3 protein-coding genes and 1 other RNA gene are annotated in these 3032 nt (G+C 70.8%); 1 reads left to right on the forward strand and 3 read right to left on the reverse strand.

The features are described 5' to 3' along the window. From FV228_RS25120 to FV228_RS25130, 3 genes are all read right to left on the reverse strand, one after another. A partial coding sequence (locus FV228_RS25120; RefSeq protein ID WP_147857038.1) for a DNA polymerase III subunit gamma/tau occupies positions 1-1199 on the reverse strand: 1199 nt, incomplete at its 3' end. 48 nt (positions 1200-1247) lie between these two features. Beyond that, an RNA gene (ffs, locus tag FV228_RS25125) (signal recognition particle sRNA small type) lies at positions 1248-1346 on the reverse strand. Positions 1347-1387: 41 nt separating this feature from the next. Further along, positions 1388-1648 carry a PepSY domain-containing protein gene (locus FV228_RS25130; RefSeq protein WP_147857039.1) on the reverse strand — a complete coding sequence of 87 codons (261 nt, stop codon included), beginning with the start codon at positions 1646-1648 and terminating at the stop codon, positions 1388-1390. A gap of 158 nt (positions 1649-1806) precedes the next feature. On the opposite strand from FV228_RS25130, the gene FV228_RS25135 reads away from it, so the two are divergent. Continuing rightward, on the forward strand, positions 1807-3032 hold a 1226-nt coding region (locus FV228_RS25135; RefSeq protein WP_147857040.1), incomplete at its 3' end, for a YifB family Mg chelatase-like AAA ATPase.

Genomic DNA, 3032 nt, shown 5'->3' on the forward strand with positions numbered 1-3032 from the left:
GCCTCGTCCGGTGTCGGCAGGTCGGCCGCGTAGGCCAGGCGGACGATCGCCATCTCGGCCGCCGCCAGGGGGCGGGGCGCGGCCTGGACCTCGGGGATCGCCTTGAGCAGGATCTGCCAGGCCCGCGACAGGGCGCGGATCGAGAGCTGTTCCGCGAACTGACCGCCGCGGACCCGCTCGGTCTCGCTGAGCGTCGGGTCGGAGGCGGTCTCCGGCACGGCCTTGAGGCGGGTCACGAGGTGGGTGAAGGCCGCGAGGTCGGACAGTACCACCGACGGGTCGGCGCCGGAATCGTACTGGGCCCGCAGCTCCGCAAAGGCCGCCGGCACCGAGCCGCGCATCACCGCCTCGAACAGGTCGAGGATGCGCGCCCGGTCGGCGAGCCCGAGCATGTCGCGCACGCTCTGGGCCGTGACCGCGCCGGCGCCGTGTGCGATGGCCTGGTCGAGCAGCGAGAGCGCATCGCGGACCGAGCCCTCGGCGGCCCGCACGATGGCGCCCAGCGCCTCCTCCTCGGCCTCGACTTTTTCCGCCGCGCAGACCTTGGCGAGATGGGCGTGCAGGACCGGCGCCTCGACCCGGCGCAGGTCGAACCGCTGGCAGCGCGACAGGATCGTCACCGGGACCTTGCGGATCTCCGTGGTGGCGAACACGAACTTGGCGTGGGGCGGCGGCTCCTCGAGCGTCTTCAGGAAGGCGTTGAACGCCTTCTCGGACAGCATGTGGACCTCGTCCACGATGTAGACCTTGTAGCGCGCCGAGACCGGTCCGTAGCGGATGCCGTCGATGATCGCGCGCACGTCGTCGATGCCGGTATGCGAGGCGGCATCCATCTCCAGCACGTCCATGTGCCGGGATTCCATGATCGCGGCGCAGTGCAGGCCGAGTTCCGGCATCGACACGGTCGGGCCGGTATCGGGAACTCCGGCGCGGGCGTAGTTGAGGCCGCGGGCGAGGATGCGGGCGGTGGTGGTCTTGCCGACCCCGCGCACGCCGGTCAGCATCCACGCCTGCGGTATGCGGTTGGCCGAGAACCCGTTGGCCAGTGTCCGGACCATCGCGTCCTGGCCGATCAGGTCGCCGAAATTGGTCGGGCGGTATTTCCGCGCGAGCACCCGATAGGGCGTCACCGCGCCAGCGGGGCTCGCGAACCCGGGCAGGCCCGGCTCGTCGTCAGGCGTGCCGGTCGTAGCGTCCATGCCGTATCGGGTCGGGCTGCCGAGCGCCAAGAAACGAGGCAAGAAATAAGGTGGGAGGCTGGACGAAGACCCGCTCGGTCTCGTTAGGGCTGCTTCCTTCCGGACCTGACCCGGTTGGCGAGTGAAACGTCCCTCGCCAACCCCCCGCCGGCTATATGGCCGGGCTCTTTGCCGAACGCAAGCGCCGGCTACTCGGCCTTGCGCTTGACCACAGCAAGGGTCTTGGGATCGAGCTTCAGGTCGAACTGCTTGCCGCTGGCGTCGATGGCGTCGTCCACCTCGATCATGCCGTCGTCGAGTTCGATCTCCTTCCACTTGGTGAAGCCCTCCTGGCGGAGCACGGCCTCGACCTTGGCCTGCTGGTCGGGCGGCAGCTTCTCGTCGGCCCGGGCGACGCTGGTGAGGCCGGCGGCCAGGGTGAGGGCGAGGAAGGGGGCGGCGAGGCGCATGAGGGGCTCCGTGTCTTCGTTGCGTGCCGGCTTTGAACAGGAAGAGGACGCCGAGGTTCCGGCCTGACCGCGATCCTCTTGAGGCCGCTTCGATTTTCCCGCACAGCTAAGGTTGCCCGTCGCGCCGCTCCGGCGCCGGGGCCCAGGACTGCCGACCTATGGTCACACGCGTCGCCACCGTGGCGTTCGAGGGGATCGAGGCCCGGGCCGTGGACGTGCAGGTCCAGATCATCCCGGGCAACGTCGTCTTCAACGTGGTCGGCCTGCCCGACAAGGCGGTGGCCGAATCGCGCGAGCGGGTGCGTGGCGCGCTGATCGCCTCGGGTCTTGCGCTGCCGGCCAAGCGCATCACCGTCAACCTCGCCCCGGCCGACTTGCCGAAGGAAGGCTCGCACTACGACCTCCCGATCGCGCTCGGCGTCATGGCGGCGATCGGGGCGATCCCAGCCGACGCGTTGGGGGGCTATTGCGTGCTCGGCGAGCTGGCTTTGGACGGCAGCATCACGGCGGTGAACGGCGTGCTGCCGGCCGCCATCGCGGCGGGGGCGCGCGGCCTCGGGCTGATCTGCCCGGCCGCGACCGGGTCCGAGGCGGCCTGGGCGGGTGGCGATCTCGACGTGCTCGCCCCGCGCTCGCTGATCCAGCTCACCAACCACTTCAAGGGCAGCCAGGTCATGGCCCGGCCGGAACCGTCCGTGGCCAGCCTGGCCGGACCGCTGCCGGATCTCTCCGATATCAAGGGTCAGGAGGGGGCCAAGCGGGCCCTGGAGATTGCGGCGGCGGGCGGTCACAACCTTCTGATGAACGGGCCGCCCGGCTCCGGAAAGTCGATGCTCGCCGCCCGTCTGCCGTCGATCCTGCCGCCGCTGACGCCGCGGGAATTGCTCGACATCTCCATGATCCAGTCGGTGGCGGGCCAGCTGAAGGGCGGCGCGCTCTCGAACCGCCGGCCGTTCCGGCAGCCGCATCATTCCGCCTCGATGGCGGCCTTGGTCGGCGGCGGTCTCGGCGCGCGACCCGGGGAGGTGTCGCTCGCCCATGGCGGCGTGCTGTTCCTGGACGAATTGCCCGAGTTCAACCCGCAGGCGCTCGACAGCCTGCGCCAGCCGATGGAGACCGGGGAGGTGATGATCGCCCGGGCGAACCACCGGGTGACCTACCCGGCGCGCTTCCAGCTCGTGGCGGCCATGAACCCGTGCCGCTGCGGGCAAGGCTTGGAGCCGGGCTATGCCTGCCGGCGCGGGCCGAACGCGCGCTGCATGGCGCAGTACCAGTCGCGGATCTCCGGGCCGATGCTCGACCGGATCGACCTGCGCATCGAGGTCCCGGCGGTCACGGCCGCCGACCTGATCCTGCCGCCGCCGGCCGAGGGCTCCCGCGAGGC

The sequence above is a fragment of the Methylobacterium sp. WL18 genome, assembly GCF_008040015.1.
Taxonomy (GTDB): domain Bacteria; phylum Pseudomonadota; class Alphaproteobacteria; order Rhizobiales; family Beijerinckiaceae; genus Methylobacterium; species Methylobacterium mesophilicum.